Here is an 18,625-nt window from a genome sequence, read left to right as displayed (position 1 = left end):
ACTAACACGTGAAACTCTTCAAAGGAGCTTTCGATTTATGTTAAAGTTAAGCCCGTTCAAGAGTATAAAATAAATCCTTTTGGGTAGATAACAGTAAAACCACTTCCTTAACTAATTTTAATAAATGTAAGCTAAACTAATTATTAGTTTAGCTTTTTTATAGCAAACTATTACAAGCAATCATTTTTGATATAATTTTTTTATAATATTTGATAATAAAACTATAAATAATTAATATATATGCATAAATTAATTTATTTGGATTGTATATAAAGATATCTCTATGTCAATAGCATATATAGGATTGCTTAATATATGGTATGTCATATATGATATAAGCATAAAAATAGCCTTAATTATATGGTAAAAAATATATCATTTACAATTTTAATAAGTGAAGTTTTTTTATTCTATTTAGTTATACATAAATATAAAAGAAATTATAATATAAAGAAAATAGTAAACATATTGTAACGTTACCTTATATATAGGGATAGTATATTACACGAATATAAATGCTTTAGAAAGGGTAATAAAAGATACGCAATTTTATGTATTAATATTTATTACATCCGAAATTTTCAAGCAAATACAAATAAGAAATTCATTATTTTTTATTATAATAATTTTAAATATAATAAATAGTTATACTATTATAAATCTCTTAATAAGAGATATAATAAAATATAAAACATGGTTTTATGAGTCTTTAATGTTAATTCCTATAGGAATAATATTCAGTAAAAAAGATGAAATAATATTCATTAATGAAAAAATTGTACTTAACATTTTATCAAATGCAATAAAATATAATCGAGAAGATGGAAATATATTTGTGAGTATAAAATGTAAAGATGAGAAAGTGATTATTGATGTAATTGATACAGGAATTGGAACTCCAGGAGAAAAGTTAGGCAAGTTATTTAATCGTTTCGAAAGATTTGATGATATATAATGTTAAAATATTGAAATTTACATAGTAATTACAAATATTAATATTAAAATTTATAACTTTTTTATGTGATAAATACAAATACTATTTATATATAATAACCTTTTAAGGAAGGAGAATTTAATATGAAAAGTATTGAATGTTTTGAACACTATATGGATATAAACAAAAAGGCTAGAAAAGCCGTAATATTTGGTGCAGTAACTGCAGGAGTAGGTGCAGCAGTGTATATTGGGACAAGAAAGTTACTAGGAATAATTGAAGATAAAAAATTGGCAAGATATTACGAGGATGAAATAGAAGAAATTTTTAAAGAAAAAGAAAAAATGCAGTTTTATGAAGATGAATTTATAAGACAAGAAGAGGAAGAAAAAGAAGAGTTGGAAAAAGTAGTTGATGAGTTTAATTCTAAAAGATTAAGAAGAGAAGAGTGTCCTCGTTGTTCAGAGAACAAAGGTAAAATAAAGGGTAAAAGAAGAGAAAAAACTTCACAATACAAAACTACAAATGAGTATGATGGATAATAATAAAAAATAAGCCATTTTTATGGCTTATTTTTTAAAATGAATTTGATAGAATATTATAAATAGTCAAAAAATATGCTATAATTAAGATATAATTTCTATATGAAATAATATGTTTTTTTAACTTAAGAGTATACTAGGGGGATAATACAATGAGAGCAAAAATTTATAATAGCAGAGACGAAATTGATACTTCTAAATTAAGAGCTTTTGCAGAGATTAATTTAACTAATTTCAAACATAATATAGATGTGATTTCAAATATGTTAGATGAAAATTGTGAAATCGTAGGAGTAGTAAAAGCAAATGCTTATGGACATGGTGCAGTAGAAGTTGCTAGTTATTTTGAGAGTATTGGAATAAAATACCTTGCAGTAGCATGTATTAGTGAAGCAATAGAATTAAGAGAAGGAAATATTAAGGGTGAAATAATAGTTTTAGGTTATACACCTGTTTGTCAAAAAGAAGAATTAATAAAATATAATTTAACTCAGACTTTAATAAATAGTAAATATGCTAAAAATTTAAGTGATTTACCAGGAACTGTTAAATGTCATGTGGCGCTTAACACTGGTATGAACAGAATAGGTGAAAATAGAGATAATATAGATGACATTAAGTCGATTTTTAATTTGGAAAATATTTATATTACGGGTATATTCTCTCATTTATGTAGAGCTGATAGTGAGGCAGAAGAAGATATATTATTTACAAGAAAGCAAATTGAAAATTTTGATTATATAATTGATAAATTAAAAGATGAAAATTTAAATTTAGGAAAAGTTCATTTACAAAACTCTTATGGTATAGCATCCTATAGAGAAATAAATAGAGACTTAGCCAGACCAGGTATTATATTATACGGTGTACCTTGTGATCCATGTGATACTATATTAAGTAAATTACCAAATAATGAACAATTAAAGCCGACAATGTCATTAAGATGTAGAGTGGCTATGGTAAAAGAGGTAGACGCTGGAGAGAATATAGGTTATGGTAATAACTTTACTACACCAACTCCAATGAAAATAGCTACTATTACAATTGGATATGCTGATGGATTTTCTAGAGCGGTATCTAAAAAAGATTTTAAAGTTTTAGTAAATGGCCAATATGGAAGAATAATAGGCAATGTTTGTATGGATCAAACAATGGTAGATGTAACTAATATTGATAATGTTAAAGAAGGAGATATTGTAACATTGTTTGGTCAAGATGGAGATTTTTACTTACCAGTAAATCAATTAAGTAGACTGAGTGGAACAATAACAAATGAAACCTTAAGTTGTATAGGTAGTAGAGTGGAAAGAGTATATCATTATTAAATTTAAATATATATAATTAAAAAACTGTAGATTTTAATATCTACAGTTTTTTAGTATGCAAATTAATTTAACATTTTATAAATAAAATTAGTATGTTCATTTAAAATATTAATACCTATAAGTATTAATATTATACCTCCTACAATTTGAGAGTAGTTTTTAAATACTGGTCCTAAAAGTTTTCCAATCATAACGCCTAAAAAACATAAGACAAAGGTAATTATGCCTATGCTTAAACAAAGTGGTATAATATGTACATTTAAAAATGCAAAACTAACTCCAACAGCAAGAGCATCTATACTAGTAGCAATGGATAAAATTATTAACTCTGTATTATTTAATTCATCATCACAGGTTACAGTTATTTCAGGATTGTTACTGTCTTCATAGGCCTCAAATATCATTTTAAGACCAATAAAAGATAATAGAAATAATGCAATCCAATGATCTACAGCCTTTATATATAATTGAAACCTAATGCCTACGAACCATCCAATAAAGGGCATTAATCCTTGAAATAAACCAAAGAAAAAAGCAATTTTAAAAGATATAAAAGATGTAATTTTTCTAAGAGTCATACCTTTTGTTACTGAAACAGCAAAGGCATCCATGGCTAAAGCAAATCCAGTTAATAATATTGTTAAAAGTCCCATAAATATGTCCTCCTTGGCAATAATCAAACCATTATTAATAATTCTTATTACTTATAATATATTTAAGATACATACTTATTATTCTTAAATAAAATTTGAAAATTATAAATAAATGTATAAAGAATAAAAAAATATAAATATATTCATAATATAGGTATAAAATAATTTACAGGAAATATTAGGAAGGAAATATGAATGAATAAATGGATTTGTCCAATATGTGGATATATTATTGAAAATGAAAAAACAAAAACATGCCCTATTTGTAATGCTCCATATGAAGAATTTAAAGAAATTGACATAAAAGAAGAAAAAAAAATATTTGATATTGGTGAAAATATAGGAATAGCAAAAGATGCAGACGACAATATGATTTGTGATTTAAGGACTATTTTTTCTAGAGAATGTTTAGAAGTAGGAATGTATTTGGCTATGAGTAAAATTGCAACGAAAGAAGGATATTTAAAGGTAGGAGAAATATATAAGAAAATAGCTTACGAAGAAGCTGAGCATGCATCTATTCTAGCAGGACTTCTAGGAGAAGTGGTGAAACCTTGGACTGAAGAAAATTTAAAAGTAATTATAGAAGATGAATATGAAGCAATACAAAGCAAATTGAAATTAGCTAAAAAAGCTAAAGAACTTGGTTTAGATACTATTTATAATGCACTAAATGAAATGTGTAAAGATGAAACTAAACACGGAAAAGAGTTTTTTAGTTTACTAAATGAATATTTTATAGAATCCTAAAAATGCATGAACATATTTATATCTTTGAAAAAGAGAGTAAACTATATATTGATTTATAGCGAGCAAAGGATGGTGGAAGCTTTGTATGATAATTTAGTTGAAGAACACTTTGGAGTAGTTAGCCAAAATTTATATTAAAGAGTAGACCTAAACGGAATCCTACCGTTATCAAGGAAGCGTATCGAATATGATTCTGTACGTAATTAAAGTGGACTAAAAATAGTCAACTAGGGTGGTACCGCGTAAATATCACGCCCCTATACTTTGTATAGGGGCGTTTTTAGTGTATAAAAATAATAAAAGAGAGGATTGAATGATATGTCACAGCTAAAAAGAACATTTATAAATTAATTAAAAGGCTTAGAAAGTCAAAAAGTATTACTTCGAGGCTGGGTGCACAAAATTACTGATTTAAGTCAAGTAGTATTTATAAGATTAAGAGATAAGTCAGGAATAATTCAATTAGTATGTGAAAAGGAACAAATTAAAAGTTTGAGGCTAGAAAATGCTATAGAAGTTGTAGGAAAAGTGTGTAGCAATGAAAAAGCCCCTGAAAAAATAGAGATATTAGTTGAAGATATTAATATTCTAGGCAAAACTTATTATGACAAGCTTTCATTTGAAATTAATAGTTTAAAAAGCAAAGCAGCTTTAGAAACTCAAATAGATCATAGGACTATTTCACTTAGAAGACCTGAAATGAGAGCAATATTTAAAATACAAAATGAAATAGAAGCTGCTTTTGAGATGGTGTTTGAAATAGGTCATGCATATAGAGCTGAACTTCACAATACATGGAGACATTTAAATGAATATGTTAGTTTAGATGTGTAGAAGGGATTTATAAAAGATGAATTTGGAAGAAGGTTTTATAAATTATTTATTCAATCATTTAAATAAAGTTTGTAAAAAAGAACTTGATATGTATAAAATAGACTTACCTAGTGAGGTATCTATTTCAAAAATAACTTTACAAGAAGCCCATGAAATATTACTAGATAAGTATAATAAAAAATCTCCAATTGGAAATATAGATGCAGAAGGTGAAGTGCTAATTCTAAGTATGTTAAAGAAAAATATAACTGTGATTTTGTCTTTTTAACAAAATATCCTGTTAGTAAAAGACCTATGTATACAATGCCAGATGATGATAACAAAGAATTGGCTAAGAGTTTTGACTTAATATATGATGGTTTGGAAATAACTACAGGTGGTCAAAGAATTAATGACTATGAAATGTTAAAAGAAAATATAATTAAATTTGGATTAAATCCAAAAGACTTTGATTTTTATTTAGAAACTTTTAAATATGGTATGCCTCCACACGGTGGATTTGCCATAGGACTTGAAAGACTTACTATGAAAATATTAAAACTTACAAATATTAGACAGGCAACTCTTATACCAAGAGATATGAAGAGATTAACTCCATAAACTATATTATTGAAAGGGTGAACAAAATGGTAATTACAAAGGAAGAGGTTAAATATATTGCAAAATTAGCAAAACTTCAATTTAGTGAAGAAGAAGCTAAGGTGTTTGCAAATGAGTTCGAAAATATATTAGAACAGTTTAGAACATTAGATAATCTAGATTTAGAAAATGTGGAAATAGAAAGACCAAAAGTTGCAGTAGTTAGAAAAGATATATGCAAAAAATGTGAAATATATGATTTATATAAAAATTCTAAAAAGATGAGAGAAACTTCTATAGAAGTTCCTAAAATCATTGAGTAGGAGGAAGTTTGAATGAAAAGTTATAGCATAAAAGAGCTAGTAAGTAAAATACAAAATAAAGAAATTTCTTGTGAAGAAGTTGTAAGTTATTATATTGAAAATATAAAAGAAAAAGAAGATGATATAAATGCATTTATATCACTTCAAAAAGAAGAAGCTTTAAATAAAGCTAAAGAACTAGATGAAAAAATTAAAAAAGGTGAAAGTGTTGGAAAACTAGCAGGTATACCTATAGCTATAAAAGATAATCTTTGTACAAATGGTGTAACTACAACATGTGCATCTAAAATGTTAGAAGATTTTGTACCTCCTTATGATGCAACAGTTATAAAAAAATTACAGCAAGAAGATGCAATATTAATTGGAAAAACAAATTTAGATGAATTCGCCATGGGATCATCAACAGAAAATTCAGCTTTTAAGATTACAAAAAACCCAATAGACAAATCTAGAGTTCCAGGTGGGTCTTCTGGAGGTTCAGCAGCTGCAGTAGGATCTGAAATGGTTCCTCTTGCATTAGGCTCAGATACAGGTGGATCTATTAGACAGCCGGCATCATTTTGTGGAATAGTTGGAATGAAACCAACTTATGGATTAGTATCAAGGTTTGGTTTAATTGCTTTTGGTTCATCATTAGATCAAATAGGACCATTTTCTATGACAGTAGAAGACAATGCTTATTTACTAAATATATTATCAGGAGAAGATGATTTAGACGGAACTACTGCTAAAAATCTTGAAGTAAAAGATTATACTTTGGGAATTGACTCAGGAATAAAAGGAATGAAAATAGGTATACCTGTTGAATTTATGGAAGAAGAAGGATTGGACGAAGAAATAAAAGAAGCTATATTTAAAGATATAAAAGCTTTAAAAGAACTTGGTGCAGAAGTTGAAGAATTTTCACTACCATCTACAAAGGATGGATTAGCTCCTTATTATATAATATCTTCAGCAGAAGCCAGTTCTAATTTAGCAAGATTTGACTCCATAAGATATGGATATAGAGCTGAAAATTATGACTCTGTAGAAGACTTAGTTGAAAAAAGTAGGAGTGAAGGATTTGGTAAAGAAGTGAAAAGAAGAATTATGCTTGGAACTTATGCACTATCTTCAGGATATTATGATGCTTATTACAATAAAGCACAGAAATTTAGAGCAAAATTAAAAGAAGATTTTAAAGAAGCATTCAAAAAATACGATATTATCATGGGGCCAGTATCTCCCATACTTCCTTTTAAAATAGGAGAAAGATGCCAAGATCCAACAGCTATGTATTTGGCAGATATTTATACAATAAATATTAATTTAGCTACAGTTCCTGCTTTATCTATGCCAGGTGGAAAAAGTAAAGAAGGTTTGCCTATAGGAGTTCAATTAATAGGAGATGTATTTACGGAAGATAAGATATATAAGGTGGCTTATGCATTAGAGAAAAAATTAAATCTTAGTTTTGAGAGAGGAGTGTAATTTATGTTATTAGAAACTGTTATTGGTTTGGAAATACATGCAGAGTTAAAAACAAATACAAAAATATTTTGTTCTTGCTCAACAGAATTTGGAGCCAAACCAAATGAAAATACATGTCCAATATGTCTTGGTATACCAGGAACACTACCAGTATTAAATGAAGAAGTTGTTAATTTAGCCATAAAAGCTGGAAGAGCCATAGGATGTAGTATAAATAATTATAATAAAATGGATAGAAAAAATTACTTTTATCCAGACTTAACTAAAAACTATCAAACATCACAATATGATTTGCCTATGTGTATAAATGGTAAAGTGGATTTTACTTACGAAGGAAAAGAAGTATCTGTTAGAATTAACAGAATACATATAGAAGAAGATGCAGGAAAACTGGTTCATTTAGAAGATGAACCAGTATCACTTATAGACTATAATAGAGCAGGCGTACCTTTAGTAGAAATTGTTACTGAGCCAGATTTAAGATCTCCAGGGGAAGCAGCAGCGTTTATGAGAGAGCTAAAAGGAATACTTGAATATGCTGAAATATCAGATTGTCGTATGGAACAAGGTTCTATAAGATGTGATGCTAATATATCTATAAGACCTTACGGTAGAGAAGAATATGGAACAAAAGTAGAAATAAAAAATATAAACTCTTTTAGAGAAGTTCAAAAAGCCTTAGAAAAAGAAGAGAAAAGACAAAAAGAATTATACCAATATGGTGAAGAATATAAAATAAAACAAGAAACAAGAAGATGGGATGCTGGAAAAGGTAAAACTTTACCTATGCGTTCAAAAGAAGAAGCTCATGACTACAGATATTTTCCAGAGCCAGATTTAACACCTATAATAATCCCACAAGAAAAAGTTGATACTATAGAAAAATTACTACCTGAAATGCCAATAGAAAAAAGAGCAAGATTTATTAAAGATTACAATTTAAGTGAAAAAGACGCTTCTATAATAATAGGAAGTAAAAAACTAGCTGAATTCTACGAAGATGTTGTAAAAGAAGGTGGAAATCCTAAAATAGCTTCAAATTATATACTAGGGGACTTGCTTCGATTATTAAATGCAAATAATATGGAAGTAGAAGATCTAAAAATTTCACCTAAAAACCTAGTAACATTATTTAATATAATAGAAGAAGGAAAAATAAGTAATACAGCAGGAAAAAAAGTATTTAAAGAAATGTTTAAAAGTGACAGATCAGTTTTAGATATTATTGAAGAAGAAGGATTATCACAAATTAGTTGTTATGATGAAATTGAAAAATTTGTTGATGAAGTTTTAAATAATAATCCTAAATCAATAGAAGATTTTAAAGATGGTAAAACTCAAGCTATTGGATATTTAATGGGTCAAGTTATGAAAGCTTCAAAAGGAAAAGCCAATCCACCAGTTGCAAAACAAATGATAGAAGAAAAACTTAAAAATATGTAAATTTTAAAAATATTAAAGTATTATTTGTTAACAATAAAAGCAAAATATAATAATTATAGACGAAAAAGGCTTAGATTTTTCTAAGTCTTTTTTATTGTAAGAATTTTATATTTTATTGGGTTAATGGAGCAACATCTGAAGACGTTAGACAAATTATTGAAGTAAGTTTTTTAGTTGGTAAAACTATTTATTGGAAATTTTTCACACTGGAACATAAACTAATATATACTATTTATATATGTGAAATTTAAAAGGGGAGAAAATTAAAATATATATGAAAAAACCATATAAAAATTCTATTCAAAGATTAATATTTTTCTTTTTAACTTTGGCAGTACAGATATATATTATTATTTTAGTTATTTTACAGAGTAGAGAGTATTTTTTATACTTTTATTTAATATCTCTAATACTCGGATGTATTTTAGTAATATATATATTAAATGGAAGAAGCAACCCCAGCTATAAAATTGCATGGATAGTACCAATATTAATACTACCCATATTTGGGGGAACTTTTTACCTTATATATGGAGGAAATAAATTAAGTAAAAGAGAAAAGAAAAAAATGAAAAATCAAAATATAAAAATGAAGTCATCTCTAATTCAAGATTATGATGTTTTGAAAAGATTAGAAAAAGAAAGTGAGTATGCTAAAAATCAATCTTTATATATATTGGATTATGCAAATTGCCCAATATATGAAAACTGTTATAATGAATATTTATCACCAGGAGAAGCTAAGTTTGAAAAATTAATTGAGGAGCTAAAAAAGGCAAAACACTTCATATTTATAGAGTATTTTATTATTGAAGAAGGTATAATGTGGAATACTATTTTAGATATTTTAAAGGAAAAAGTTAAAGAAGGAGTAGATGTTAGAGTTATTTATGATGATGTTGGATGTGTAATGAAATTACCATATAAATATGCAGGTGAATTACAAAAATATGGTATTAAGTGTAGAGTATTCAATCCATTTGTACCTTTATTTACAAATAGATTAAATAATAGAGATCATAGAAAAATAACCGTAATAGATGGATATGTAGGTTTTATGGGCGGAATTAATTTGGCTGATGAATATATTAATACTTATGAAAAATATGGTCACTGGAAAGATGCTGCTATACTAATTAAGGGGGATGCAGTTTTTAATTTAACTGTTATGTTTTTAAGTATGTGGGATTTTATAAATAATACAGATGATGATTATTTAAAGTATAAACCTGAAAATTATACAAAAGAAAAATATTTAAGTAGTGGATATATACAGCCCTTTGATGATAGTCCATTAGTTAATGAACCTATTGGAGAGACCGTATATTTAAATTTAATAAATAAGGCTAAAAACTATATATATATTAATACTCCATATTTAATAATAGATAACGAAATGGCAACTGCGTTGAAAATAGCATCAAAGTCAGGTGTAGATGTGAAAATTGTGACACCACATATACCTGATAAATGGTTTGTTCATGCAGTTACAAAATCTTATTATCATTCATTTATAAAAGATGGTATAAAAATTTATGAATACACACCAGGCTTTATGCATTCTAAAACTTTTGTAGTTGATGATGAATATGCAGTAGTTGGAAGTATTAACTTAGATTTTAGAAGTTTGTATCTTCATTTTGAATGTGGAGCATGGTTGTATAATACAGATAGTGTATTAAAGGTAAAAGCTGATTATATTGAAACATTAGAGCTTTGTCAAAAAATAAGTTTAAAAGAGTGTGAAAATATAAAATGGCCGGTAAAATTTGGTAGACTGATACTTCGGTTATTCTCACCGTTAATGTAATAGAAAATCTTCCTTAATGTTCGAATTAAGGAAGATTTTTTTGATAAACATATTAATAAGAATATTTAAAGAGTTCAATTCTATACAATAATAAAGGATAAAAACAAGAAATATAGAATTTTATAGGAATATATAAAGAATATTAAAATAAATTTGGGGAGAATGAAGACGATGGATAATAATAATTTGAGACAATTAATGAGTAAGGTTAACAAATCATTTTATGTATATGATGAAGAAGAAATTTTAAAATCGATTAATATCTTAAAAGATAAATTTAAAGGATTTGAAATTTTATACTCAGTTAAAACTAATCCCAATAAAAATATATTGAATTTAATGAGTAAAAATAATATAGGCTCTGATGCTGCATCTGCAAAGGAAGTACAAATATCAAATTTGTCAAATATTGCTAAAAATAATATAATTTATTCTGCACCTGGAAAAAGAAGAAAAGATATTGAAGAATCTATTGATAAATGCATAATAACAGCTGATAGTTATAATGAATTAAGTTTACTAAATGAAATTGGAAAAGAGAGAAATACTAACTTAGAAGTTGGGTTAAGGATTAATGCTAATTATAATATATTTGGAGGAGAATCTATAAGCAGCAAATATGGAGTAGATGAAGAGACATTGTTAGAAAATAAAAACTTTATAAATAGCTTAAGTAATATTAAGGTTGTTGGAATTCATGTACATCTTCAGTCACAAATTTTAGATTATGAAATAATTTACAATTATTATGAATATGTATTAAAGCTTGCATTGTTTTGTAAAGATAGAATGAAATTTAATCTTAAGTTTATTAATTTTGGTGGAGGACTAGGAATATCATATGGAGATTCTTATAAAAATTTAGATATTGATAAACTTAGTAGAATGTCAAATGAGTTAATTAAAAAATATAAAGAAAAGTTAAATACTAGATTTATTATAGAAAGTGGAAGATTTTTAGTTTGTAAAAGTGGAACTTACGTTACACCTATAATTGATATTAAAGAATCAAGAGGTACAAAATACCTAATCGTACAAAATGGATATAATGGTTTTTTTAAACCTACAATTAGCGAACTTATTGTGTCTTATACTAATAAAAAAGATAACCTAAAAATGATGGAACCACTTTTTACTTCTTATGATTCTTATACAATAAGTTTAATAAAGAGGAAAGATAAAGAAGAAAATAATAAAGAAATAGTTACTATAGGAGGAAATTTATGTACGGCTATTGATATTTTAGCAAAAGATATACTTATTACTAAGGCTGAAATTAATGATTTGATTTTAATAAATAATGCTGGAAGCTATGCGTATTCTCTTACACCATTCTTATTTAGTAGTCAAGAAAAGCCTGTAGAAATCTATTATAGTAGTAAGGATGATTATGTAATAGATTAATTACATAAATTTACATGATATGATTTATTATAATTATTTGCAACTATTCTAGACAATTTTCTCGAAAAAGTGTATTATTTTATTTATATATGTAATAGACTTGGAGGTAAATTGATGATTGAAGAAATACAAAATATGAATTTTAAAAATATGACCATGGAAACTATGGCTACAAAAATATTAGATTGGGCACTAAGTAGTGGAATAAAGTTAATAATAGGTACAATTTTAATAATAATAGGATTTAAAATAATAAATAGATTATCAAAAAGATTTGTAACTTTTGCAGAAAAAAGAAATGTAGATATGACATTAGTAAAGTTTACAAGATCATTTATAAGTATATCTTTAAAAGGCTTATTAGTGCTTGTAATTGCAGGTGCATACTGGGAACTAAAGTTATCAGGACTAGCAGCTATAGTTGCTTCGGCTGGGGTTGCTATAGGTCTTGCACTTCAAGGTAGTTTATCAAACTTTGCTGGAGGATTTATAATTTTACTTCTTAGACCATTTAAAGTTGGAGATTATATTCAAGCGGCTCAATTTGAAGGAGCAGTTGAACAAATTGGCGTATTTTATACTACTTTAACTACAGTAGATAATAAAGTTGTATTAATACCAAATGGAACTTTATCAAATGGAAGTTTAATAAATTATTCTACAAAAGAAACTAGAAGAGTTGATTTAACATTTTCAGCAGGATATGAATGTGATATTTTAAAAGTTAGAAGTGTTTTAAAAGAAATAGTAGCTAAAAATAAACTAATTCTTGATTATCCAGAGCCATTTGTTGGATTATTTGAACAAGGACCTAGTTCTTTAAAATTTGCTGTAAGAGTTTGGGTAAAAACACCTGATTACTGGACTGTATACTATGATTTATTAGAACAAGTTAAAATTAGATTTGATGAGGAAAAGATTTCAATACCATATCCTCAAATGGATTTACATGTAAAACAAATATTAAAATAAAAAAGATTGCTTTTTAGCAATCTTTTTTGTATGAATTTAAAAAGAATAAATAACAAAATAGTAAGAAAAAATTAAGAAAATAGTGTATAAAGGTGCAAATTGTTAAGAAAAAATGAAAATTTATTCACAATAGATTTAAAAAAATTTATTATGGTATAATTATTTATAATGATTTTAAAATGATAAAAAGGAGATATTTATGGAATATATTCAAAACATATATAATATAGTAAATGATTATTGGTTATTGTCTATTGTTGTTGGATTAACAAGTGTATTTATAGAAAGTTTTCTGCCTATACTGCCGCTAGTTGCAATTGTTACTGCTAACGCGGCCTTATTTGGTATGTATCAAGGGTTAATAATATCGTGGATAGGTTCTACAGCTGGAACTATATGTCTATTTTTAATAGTTAAGAAAATTAGCAATAAAAAATTTGTTAAATTATTAAAAAATGAAAAAGTAGAAAAAGCAATTGATTGGGTAGAAGAAAAAGGGTTTATGCTATTATTTTTTGCTTATGCTTGTCCATTTTTACCAGCTTGTGTGGTTACAATATCTCAAGGATTAGCCAAAAGACACACTACAGACTTTGTATCTGCAGTAGTAGCAGGAAAATTAGTTATGTTTTTTATAGTTAGTTATATAGGAAAAGACATAATTGGTTTTATAACAAATCCTTTGAAAGTATTAACTTTAATTTTAATAACATTTTTTGCTTGGAAAATAGGAAATAAACTAAATAAGGATTTAGATAATTTTGAAAAGAAAAGAATGCATGAAGAATAGGCAAAGGTCTATTCTTCATTTTAATTTTAAATTTACTTTGCACCCATTATTCCATCAACTAATATATCTATATTGCAATTTAAAAAATAATCATTTATATCAATATTATTTAAGATAGCTTTAATACTATTTTCATTATGATTTATATTTTTTAATATATCTTCTATATAAGAAACATCCTTTTTACCAAAGAAATCTCCGAAGAATTTTATCTCATTAATTAGTCCTTTTTTAACATTTAAACTAAATTCTATATTACCACCAGGGTACTTAATTTCATTATTAAGAGCATACTTAGGTGAATGACCAAAATTCCATTTCCAAGTATTATATTTTTCTTCTGCTAATTTGTTAATTTCATTTATATCTTGTGCACTTAATTCGTAGAGACGATTATTTTCATCCTGGCTATTTATAAAGTTCATTAAGTAATTTTTAAACTCTAAAACAGTCATATTTTTGTCTAAATGATTACTAATATTTGTAACACGGGATTTAACAGATTTTACACTCTTTCCTTTAAACTTAGATGGTTTTACTTTTAACGCACTAGATAAATCATTTATTTCAGATGAGAATAATAGTGTACCATGATGCATTACCTTATTTTTATAATTATACTGGGCATTGCCTGAAAACTTTTGATTATCAATGAGTAAATCATTTCTTCCTGAAAATTCAGCATGTATATTTAAAGTTTCTAAAGCATCTATTATTGGCATAGTAAATCGCTTAAAATCACTAAAGGTATTATCATTACATGAAATAAATGTAAAGTTTATATTACCTAAATCATGAAAAACAGCACCACCACCAGATTGTCGTCTTACGATTTTTATTTTATTTTCTTTTACATACTCATAATTAATTTCAGATAATGTATTCTGATTTTTGCCTACAATTATAGCGCTTTCATTTCTCCAGAGCATAAATATATCTTCAGTAGTATTTTTTAAAAAATATTCTTCCATAGCCAAGTTAAAGTAAGCATTTGTACTAGTATTATTGATTAACAGCATAGTCTATTCCTCCATAAATTTTGTAATCAGATATTTTACTAATATTCAACAAAATATGAGAATTTCCTTTAATAAATATTAATAATTAAAGAATTTGTCGCAATTTTCATAATCATAGAGAATGAAAATTGAAGGAATTGTTAAAAAAAAAAAGAAGATAGTAATAATCAGTATATAGGGGGGAATAAGATGAAAAAGATAATTTATATTATTATTTTTATAACTTTTTGTAGTTTATTAGGATGTGAAAATGCTGATACTAAAAAGGCTATAGATACTTTTAGTGAGGAAAAACTTAAAATATATTCAGCAAAAGATTCACAAAAAGTAAAAGAAATATTAAAATCTTATGGAGAATCCAAGAATTTAACAGCTGAAAAAGCAAAAAAAAATAATATTGTAGTTATAGAAGATGAACAAATAGTAGCAAATAAGAAAATATGGAATAATTTTTATAATAATAGTAAAAAGAAAAAAGAAGATAGTGTGTTAATAGTTCAATATACTGAACAAGAGGACCCAATACTGACTTACTTATCCTGCAAAGACAATAAATTCTTTATGATTGAAGATGACTCTAGAGATCAGTATAGAGATGATAAAGAGGAAGATTATTTTGAATACAGTTTTAAATATTTAAAATTATTTCAAGAAAATAAGAAAACTTATGTATACTTATTAGATGATAATAAAATAACTTTAGATGAGCTTAATTACTCTTTACTAAGTTCAAATATATCAGATTGGATACCTTATGGCTTTGTATTTTATTATATGAATTCATAGATGATTACAGTAAAAAAATATAATTTTGACAATTTGAACAAAATGTATTGTATTTGTAAAGCATATATTATATACTGTAAAAAACAAGTGAATATATAGGTAGAGGTGCAATATTTATAAGTATTAATAATGAGGTAGCACGATGATTTATTAAAAAAGGAAATATTGCCGAAGCGTATAACTGAGGCTTTAAGGTTATATAGCTGGGTGTATATAAAATATGTATACAACTGTCACTAATTTTAGTGTTGAGCTATCATTGAGAAGAACTAAGAATATTTTTAGTATGTAATTTTAACCTTGATGAAGCCATCAAGGTTTTTTTATTACAAAGAAATTAATATTTTTTATTAAAAAATATTAATTTTCAACTACTTAATGGAATAATGGATTTATGTTATAAACCATTATTAACATGAGCAAAGCAAATTTTATTAAAAATGACAAAACCCTGAAATATTCACAACTATCACATAGGGGGAAATAAAATGAAAAAAAGAAATGTAAGATTATTATTAATGACAACTATACTGATTTTAATATCAAGCGTAACGAGTTTTGCAGCTGAACAAGATATGGCTGTAATAAATGCACAAAAGTATGGACTATTAACACTATTACCACCACTTGTAGCTATTATTTTGGCTTTTATAACTAAGAATGTTATAGTATCTTTGGTTATTGGAGTTATGTCAGGTGGATTTTTATTAAACTTAAATAGTATAAATATTTTCTCTGCGCTATTTAATGCATTTTTAGATTTAGTAGATAGAGCTGTTGGAGCATTAGCCGATCCATGGAACGCAGGAATTATACTTCAAGTTCTAGCAATAGGTGGAGTAATCAACTTAGTTGCTAAAATGGGCGGAGCAAAAGCAATAGCTGAATCACTAGCTAAAAAAGCAAAAAGCGCAAGAAGTGCTCAGCTTATAACATGGGTAGCAGGACTTTTAGTATTCTTTGACGACTATGCAAATTCATTAATAATAGGTCCGATGATGAGACCAGTTACAGATAAAATGAATATTTCAAGAGAAAGACTTGCCTTTGTAATAGATGCTACAGCAGCGCCAGTTGCAGGAATAGCAATAATTTCAACTTGGATAGGTTTAGAAGTTGGACTAATTGGCGATGGATTTAATGCTATAGGAGTAAATACAAATGCATTTAGTGTATTTTTAAGTACATTACCATATAGATTTTACAATATATTAATACTTGGATTTATAGTTATAACGGCAGTGCTATTAAAAGAGTTTGGACCAATGAGAGAAGCAGAGTTAAGAGCTAGAAGAGGAAATACAAATTTAGTTTCTAATAAAGATATAGATGAAAAAATAAGTAATGAACATAGTGATTTAGAACCACTTCAAGGAGTTAAATTAAATATATGGAATGCTATAGTACCAATAGGTATACTAATAGTTGGATCATTATTTGCATTTTACTACAGTGGTTATACAACAATAATGAGTGGAAATGATGTAAGTTTAATCCAAATATTTAATAACTCACCACTATCATTTGTAGCAATAAGAGAAGCATTTTCTAATGCTGATGCATCTGTAGCGCTATTCCAATCTGCTTCATTTGCAGGTGTAGTTGCTATAGCAATGGGTGTATGTAAGAAAATATTTACTGTATCACAAGGATTAGATATATGGGTAGATGGAATGAAAACTTTAGTTATAACTTGTGTAATACTAATATGTGCATGGTCACTTTCGTCAGTAATAAAAGAACTTGGAACAGCTAGATACTTAATACAATTATTATCAGGTTCTGTACCAGCTTTTTTATTACCAAGTATAATATTTGTACTAGGTGGAATAATTTCATTTGCGACAGGAACATCTTATGGAACTATGGGTATACTTATGCCACTGACTATTCCGCTAGCTCATTCTATAAGTCCAGATATGTCTTATATAATAGTTTGTATAAGTGCAGTGCTTACAGGTTCTATATTCGGAGACCACTGCTCCCCAATATCAGATACAACTATACTTTCATCAATGGGAGCTGGATGTAATCATATAGACCATGTTAGAACACAAATGCCATATGCTTTATTCGTTGGAAGCATAGCCATATTATTTGGGTATATACCAGCAGGAATGGGACTTCCAATTTATTTAATAATCCCTTTAGCATTTATAGCAATGTTTATAGGAATACAAATACTTGGAAAAAGTGTAGATATAGATGAAAAGGAAGAAAATTTAATAGCTTAATTTATTATAAAATATAAAAAATCCCTTTAGATTGTTAGATACAATAATTTGAAGGGATTTTTAGTATTTAATTAATAAATTCTCATGTTCTTGTCATAGGAGTAGGTGGAGTTGGTAGTTTTTGTGTAGAGGCCTTAATAAGGGCTGGCATAGGAAATATAACTATAGTAGATTATGCAAAGGTTGAAGAAAGTGATTTTAATAGACAATTACCTGGATTAAATTCTAATTTAAACAAAGATAAGGTTCAAGTAGTAAAAGATAGATTAATAGATATAAATAAAGACTTAAATATAAATGCAGTAAACTGTGTTTTTAATGAGGAAAGTAGTAACAAAATATTTAGTCAAAATTATGATTATGTTGTAGATGCTATAGATATGGTTTCATCAAAACTTCAATTAATTCAACTATGTTTAAATAAAAGCATACCAATAATAAGTTCCATGGGTATGGGGAATAAGTTAGATCCCACAAAGATAGAAATTAATGATATTTCAAATACTCATACTTGTCCATTGGCTAAAGTTATGAGAAAAGAACTTAGAGATAGAGGAATAGAGCATTTAAAAGTAGTATTTTCCACAGAGCAACCTATAGAAGTTAAGGAAAAGATATCAAATGGCCATAGAATACTACCAGGAAGTATGCCTTTTATGTCTTCCTGTGGAGGATTGATAATATCATCTCAGGTTATAAAGGACTTACTTGATATAAAATAGTTTGAATTTTAAAACTAAAATAGTAATAATTTTAA

General features: G+C 26.7%; 17 protein-coding genes, 2 pseudogenes, 1 riboswitch and 1 other annotated feature. Of the genes and pseudogenes, 17 read left to right on the top strand and 2 right to left on the bottom strand.

Translation table 11 applies throughout. The annotated features are described in order from the left end of the window. Window positions 1-712: 712 nt before the first annotated feature. The 3 genes from TEGL_RS13085 (at window position 713) to vanT (ending at window position 2,801) form a co-directional block, all read left to right on the top strand. On the top strand, window positions 713-955 hold the full coding sequence (locus tag TEGL_RS13085; protein WP_018592502.1) for a sensor histidine kinase: 243 nt from the start codon (window positions 713-715) through the stop codon (window positions 953-955). 122 nt (window positions 956-1,077) lie between these two features. Beyond that, entirely contained in the window at window positions 1,078-1,476 is a 399-nt protein-coding gene (locus TEGL_RS13080) for a hypothetical protein (RefSeq protein ID WP_018592503.1), read from the top strand. A 152-nt stretch (window positions 1,477-1,628) separates the two neighbouring features. Further along, window positions 1,629-2,801, top strand: a complete 1,173-nt coding sequence (gene vanT, locus TEGL_RS13075) for a serine racemase VanT catalytic subunit (protein ID WP_018592504.1) — start codon at window positions 1,629-1,631, stop codon at window positions 2,799-2,801. A gap of 62 nt (window positions 2,802-2,863) precedes the next feature. Here the strand turns inward: vanT and TEGL_RS13070 are convergent, their stop codons facing one another. After that, entirely contained in the window at window positions 2,864-3,454 is a 591-nt protein-coding gene (locus TEGL_RS13070; RefSeq protein WP_018592505.1) for a manganese efflux pump MntP family protein, read from the bottom strand. Window positions 3,455-3,649: 195 nt separating this feature from the next. Here TEGL_RS13070 and TEGL_RS13065 point away from each other — a divergent pair, with 195 nt between their 5' ends. The 11 genes and pseudogenes from TEGL_RS13065 (at window position 3,650) to TEGL_RS13015 (ending at window position 13,829) form a co-directional block, all read left to right on the top strand. After that, complete coding sequence (locus TEGL_RS13065; RefSeq protein WP_018592506.1) at window positions 3,650-4,204, top strand: ferritin family protein; 555 nt, start codon at window positions 3,650-3,652, stop codon at window positions 4,202-4,204. Between the two features lie 15 nt (window positions 4,205-4,219). Further along, window positions 4,220-4,466: a binding site (T-box leader), on the top strand. 125 nt (window positions 4,467-4,591) lie between these two features. Then, window positions 4,592-5,038, top strand: a pseudogene (locus TEGL_RS13060) (OB-fold nucleic acid binding domain-containing protein); the annotation flags it as partial. Window positions 5,039-5,054: 16 nt separating this feature from the next. Beyond that, window positions 5,055-5,306: a hypothetical protein gene (locus TEGL_RS13055; protein ID WP_026255209.1), complete on the top strand. Its 252-nt coding sequence runs from the start codon at window positions 5,055-5,057 to the stop codon at window positions 5,304-5,306. Between the two features lie 17 nt (window positions 5,307-5,323). Next, window positions 5,324-5,638 (top strand): annotated as a pseudogene (locus TEGL_RS13050) (amino acid--tRNA ligase-related protein); the annotation flags it as partial. 26 nt (window positions 5,639-5,664) lie between these two features. Further along, window positions 5,665-5,940 (top strand): Asp-tRNA(Asn)/Glu-tRNA(Gln) amidotransferase subunit GatC, encoded by a 276-nt coding sequence (gatC, locus tag TEGL_RS13045; RefSeq protein WP_018592507.1) that lies wholly within the window; start codon window positions 5,665-5,667, stop codon window positions 5,938-5,940. Between the two features lie 12 nt (window positions 5,941-5,952). Then, window positions 5,953-7,410, top strand: a complete 1,458-nt coding sequence (gene gatA, locus TEGL_RS13040) for an Asp-tRNA(Asn)/Glu-tRNA(Gln) amidotransferase subunit GatA (protein WP_018592508.1) — start codon at window positions 5,953-5,955, stop codon at window positions 7,408-7,410. A gap of 3 nt (window positions 7,411-7,413) precedes the next feature. Continuing rightward, window positions 7,414-8,853, top strand: a complete 1,440-nt coding sequence (gene gatB / locus TEGL_RS13035; protein WP_018592509.1) for an Asp-tRNA(Asn)/Glu-tRNA(Gln) amidotransferase subunit GatB — start codon at window positions 7,414-7,416, stop codon at window positions 8,851-8,853. A gap of 274 nt (window positions 8,854-9,127) precedes the next feature. Next, window positions 9,128-10,663, top strand: coding sequence for a cardiolipin synthase (cls, locus tag TEGL_RS13030; protein ID WP_018592510.1), 1,536 nt, complete (start codon window positions 9,128-9,130; stop codon window positions 10,661-10,663). A 171-nt stretch (window positions 10,664-10,834) separates the two neighbouring features. Further along, window positions 10,835-12,067, top strand: coding sequence for a diaminopimelate decarboxylase family protein (locus TEGL_RS13025; protein WP_018592511.1), 1,233 nt, complete (start codon window positions 10,835-10,837; stop codon window positions 12,065-12,067). A gap of 114 nt (window positions 12,068-12,181) precedes the next feature. Continuing rightward, window positions 12,182-13,039, top strand: a complete 858-nt coding sequence (locus TEGL_RS13020) for a mechanosensitive ion channel family protein (RefSeq protein WP_018592512.1) — start codon at window positions 12,182-12,184, stop codon at window positions 13,037-13,039. A gap of 199 nt (window positions 13,040-13,238) precedes the next feature. Next, complete coding sequence (locus TEGL_RS13015; RefSeq protein WP_018592513.1) at window positions 13,239-13,829, top strand: TVP38/TMEM64 family protein; 591 nt, start codon at window positions 13,239-13,241, stop codon at window positions 13,827-13,829. A gap of 32 nt (window positions 13,830-13,861) precedes the next feature. On the opposite strand, the gene TEGL_RS13010 is transcribed toward TEGL_RS13015, so the two are convergent. Continuing rightward, window positions 13,862-14,848 (bottom strand): lipoate--protein ligase, encoded by a 987-nt coding sequence (locus TEGL_RS13010; protein ID WP_018592514.1) that lies wholly within the window; start codon window positions 14,846-14,848, stop codon window positions 13,862-13,864. A gap of 189 nt (window positions 14,849-15,037) precedes the next feature. On the opposite strand from TEGL_RS13010, the gene TEGL_RS13005 reads away from it, so the two are divergent. From TEGL_RS13005 to TEGL_RS12995, 3 genes are all read left to right on the top strand, one after another. Continuing rightward, window positions 15,038-15,634 carry a DUF4362 domain-containing protein gene (locus TEGL_RS13005; protein ID WP_018592515.1) on the top strand — a complete coding sequence of 199 codons (597 nt, stop codon included), beginning with the start codon at window positions 15,038-15,040 and terminating at the stop codon, window positions 15,632-15,634. 92 nt (window positions 15,635-15,726) lie between these two features. Further along, window positions 15,727-15,898: riboswitch (Lysine riboswitch) on the top strand. A gap of 224 nt (window positions 15,899-16,122) precedes the next feature. Continuing rightward, complete coding sequence (locus tag TEGL_RS13000) at window positions 16,123-17,868, top strand: Na+/H+ antiporter NhaC family protein (protein ID WP_018592516.1); 1,746 nt, start codon at window positions 16,123-16,125, stop codon at window positions 17,866-17,868. A gap of 74 nt (window positions 17,869-17,942) precedes the next feature. After that, complete coding sequence (locus TEGL_RS12995) at window positions 17,943-18,590, top strand: tRNA threonylcarbamoyladenosine dehydratase (protein ID WP_051082170.1); 648 nt, start codon at window positions 17,943-17,945, stop codon at window positions 18,588-18,590. Window positions 18,591-18,625 lie beyond the last annotated feature (35 nt).

The sequence above is a fragment of the Terrisporobacter glycolicus ATCC 14880 = DSM 1288 genome, assembly GCF_036812735.1.
In the GTDB taxonomy this organism is placed as follows: Bacteria; Bacillota; Clostridia; order Peptostreptococcales; family Peptostreptococcaceae; genus Terrisporobacter; species Terrisporobacter glycolicus.
The sequence above is the reverse complement of the archived record's forward strand: the minus strand, read 5'-3'. Positions and strand labels throughout refer to the sequence as shown.

Coding starts and splice junctions, on each gene's coding strand:
- gatB (WP_018592509.1), top strand. CDS start 7,414: ATGTTATTAGAAACTGTTATTGGTTTGGAAATACATGCAGAGTTAAAA.
- TEGL_RS13085 (WP_018592502.1), top strand. CDS start 713: ATGTTAATTCCTATAGGAATAATATTCAGTAAAAAAGATGAAATAATA.
- TEGL_RS13010 (WP_018592514.1), bottom strand. CDS start 14,848: ATGCTGTTAATCAATAATACTAGTACAAATGCTTACTTTAACTTGGCT.
- TEGL_RS13015 (WP_018592513.1), top strand. CDS start 13,239: ATGGAATATATTCAAAACATATATAATATAGTAAATGATTATTGGTTA.
- vanT (WP_018592504.1), top strand. CDS start 1,629: ATGAGAGCAAAAATTTATAATAGCAGAGACGAAATTGATACTTCTAAA.
- gatC (WP_018592507.1), top strand. CDS start 5,665: ATGGTAATTACAAAGGAAGAGGTTAAATATATTGCAAAATTAGCAAAA.
- cls (WP_018592510.1), top strand. CDS start 9,128: ATGAAAAAACCATATAAAAATTCTATTCAAAGATTAATATTTTTCTTT.
- TEGL_RS13070 (WP_018592505.1), bottom strand. CDS start 3,454: ATGGGACTTTTAACAATATTATTAACTGGATTTGCTTTAGCCATGGAT.
- TEGL_RS13065 (WP_018592506.1), top strand. CDS start 3,650: ATGAATAAATGGATTTGTCCAATATGTGGATATATTATTGAAAATGAA.
- TEGL_RS13000 (WP_018592516.1), top strand. CDS start 16,123: ATGAAAAAAAGAAATGTAAGATTATTATTAATGACAACTATACTGATT.
- gatA (WP_018592508.1), top strand. CDS start 5,953: ATGAAAAGTTATAGCATAAAAGAGCTAGTAAGTAAAATACAAAATAAA.
- TEGL_RS13080 (WP_018592503.1), top strand. CDS start 1,078: ATGAAAAGTATTGAATGTTTTGAACACTATATGGATATAAACAAAAAG.
- TEGL_RS13025 (WP_018592511.1), top strand. CDS start 10,835: ATGGATAATAATAATTTGAGACAATTAATGAGTAAGGTTAACAAATCA.
- TEGL_RS13055 (WP_026255209.1), top strand. CDS start 5,055: ATGAATTTGGAAGAAGGTTTTATAAATTATTTATTCAATCATTTAAAT.
- TEGL_RS13005 (WP_018592515.1), top strand. CDS start 15,038: ATGAAAAAGATAATTTATATTATTATTTTTATAACTTTTTGTAGTTTA.
- TEGL_RS13020 (WP_018592512.1), top strand. CDS start 12,182: ATGATTGAAGAAATACAAAATATGAATTTTAAAAATATGACCATGGAA.